The sequence below is a fragment of the Polaromonas sp. genome, assembly GCF_018780625.1.
Lineage (GTDB): Bacteria > Pseudomonadota > Gammaproteobacteria > Burkholderiales > Burkholderiaceae_C > Polaromonas.
The window spans coordinates 1-1,807 of sequence record NZ_JADMJK010000027.1 but is presented as its reverse complement, the minus strand read 5'-3'; the positions used below and the strand labels follow the sequence as shown (position 1 = coordinate 1,807).

General features: G+C 63.4%; 3 protein-coding genes. 1 reads left to right on the top strand and 2 read right to left on the bottom strand.

What is annotated here, in order from left to right:
- Window positions 1-598, top strand: a 598-nt coding sequence (locus IV091_RS01965) for a trehalose-6-phosphate synthase (RefSeq protein ID WP_293464414.1), incomplete at its 5' end; no start/stop codon positions are given.
- On the opposite strand, the gene IV091_RS01960 is transcribed toward IV091_RS01965, so the two are convergent.
- Together IV091_RS01960 and IV091_RS01955 are read right to left on the bottom strand one after the other, a co-directional pair.
- Window positions 595-1,089, bottom strand: coding sequence for a thioesterase family protein (locus tag IV091_RS01960; RefSeq protein ID WP_293464412.1), 495 nt, complete (start codon window positions 1,087-1,089; stop codon window positions 595-597). The genes IV091_RS01965 and IV091_RS01960 overlap by 4 nt on opposite strands.
- A 61-nt stretch (window positions 1,090-1,150) precedes the next feature.
- On the bottom strand, window positions 1,151-1,807 hold a 657-nt coding region (locus IV091_RS01955), incomplete at its 5' end, for an enoyl-CoA hydratase (protein ID WP_293464410.1).

Genomic DNA, 1,807 nt, shown 5'->3' with positions numbered 1-1,807 from the left:
CGTGGAGCGCCTGGACTACTCCAAAGGCCTGCCGCAACGCCTGCGCGCGTTTCAGACCCTGCTGAAAAAATACCCCGAAAACCTGCGCAGCGCCACGCTGATCCAGGTCGCATCGCCCAGCCGTGAAGACATGGGCGCCTACACCGATTTACTCCAGGAACTCGAAGGCCTGTGCGGCGCCATCAACGGCAATTTTGGGGAACTGGACTGGATGCCAATCCGTTTCATGCACCGCAACGTGGCGCGCGCGTGCCTGCCGGGGCTTTACCGGGCGGCGCGCGTGGCGCTGGTGACGCCGCTGCGCGACGGCATGAACCTGGTGGCCAAGGAGTTTGTGGCCGCGCAAGACCCGGCCGACCCGGGCGTGCTGGTGCTGTCGCGCTTTGCGGGCGCCGCAGCGCAGCTCAAGGAAGCCTTGCTGGTCAACCCCTACGACACCGACGGCACGGCCGACACCCTGCAGCGGGCCCTTCAGATGCCGCTCGGCGAACGGCAGTCACGCCACCAAAAGCTGCTTGAAAACATCAGGACGCAGGACGTGCACTGGTGGCGCCGAACATTTCTGCAGGCGCTGGACGAGGCCGGGCGCAAACACTAGGAAACGATGTAGGCCGCCGCACCCGTGGAAAAGAGCTTTCCATCGGCGCCCAGAAACTCCATGCGCGTGCTGGCCACGCGCGAGCCCAGCCGCAGCACCTCGGCCCGCAGTTCAAAGTATTCGCTGATGCCGGGGCGCAAGTAGTCCACCCGCAGATCGATCGTGCCCAGCTTGGAAAAACGGTGCAAGCGCTGCGACGGGGTTTCATCCATGTGCCGCGCACCGATGGCGGCCATCACCGCCAGGCCACCCATGGCGTCCAGCCCGGCGCTGATGACGCCGCCATGAATCCGGTTGTAGGCCGGGTGGCCAATCAGCTCGTGCCGCATGTCAATGCGTGCCGTCACGCGGTCGGGCCGGAGCGAGGTGATCTTCAGGCCCAGCACCTGGTTGAAGACGATTTTTTCTTCAAAGATGCTTTTCAGGCCGGCGATGAATTCTTCCTCGAATTCGACGGACGCCACGGCGTCTGGATGCAGTGCTTTGGTCATGCGTGGCTTTCTCGTGCCATCACGCGTGCTTGGCACAGCGCCACCGAATCAAAAACCCGCATCAAACGGCCGAAAAATTGGGTTTGCGCTTTTCCATGAAAGCGCCAAACGCTTCCCGCGCCGCCGGTTCCTGCAGCATGCGCCCAAAGCTGGCGCCCTCTTCAGCCATGCGCTCAGCCACCATGCCGGCATTGCCTTTTTTCATCAGGCGTTTGGTTTCCAGCAGGGAACTCAGGGGCTTGGCAACCAGCTTGAGCGCTTGCCGCTGGGCCAGCGCATTGGCCTCGGCGGGCGGCACGATGCGGTTGATCAGCCCCACCTCCAGCGCGGTTTCAGCCGAGAAGGGTTCGCCCAGCAGCAGCGCTTCTGCAGCACGCGGATAACCCATCAACTGCGGCACCAGAAAACTGGACGCGGCTTCCGGGCACAGGCCCAGGTTGACAAAAGGCATGGAAAACGCCGCGTTGTCGCCCGCATAGACCAGGTCGCAATGCAGCAGCAGGGTGGTGCCAATGCCCACAGCCGGTCCGCAAACCGACGCCACGATGGGCTTGGGAAAGCTGCTGATGCCGCGCAAGAAGCGAAACACCGGCGAGTCCTGCGTGGCGGGCGGATTTTTCAGAAAGTCGCCAATGTCGTTGCCGGCCGAAAAAATGCTTTCATGGCCCTGGATCACCACCACGCGCACGGCGGCGTCGTGGTTGGCCGACTCCAGCGC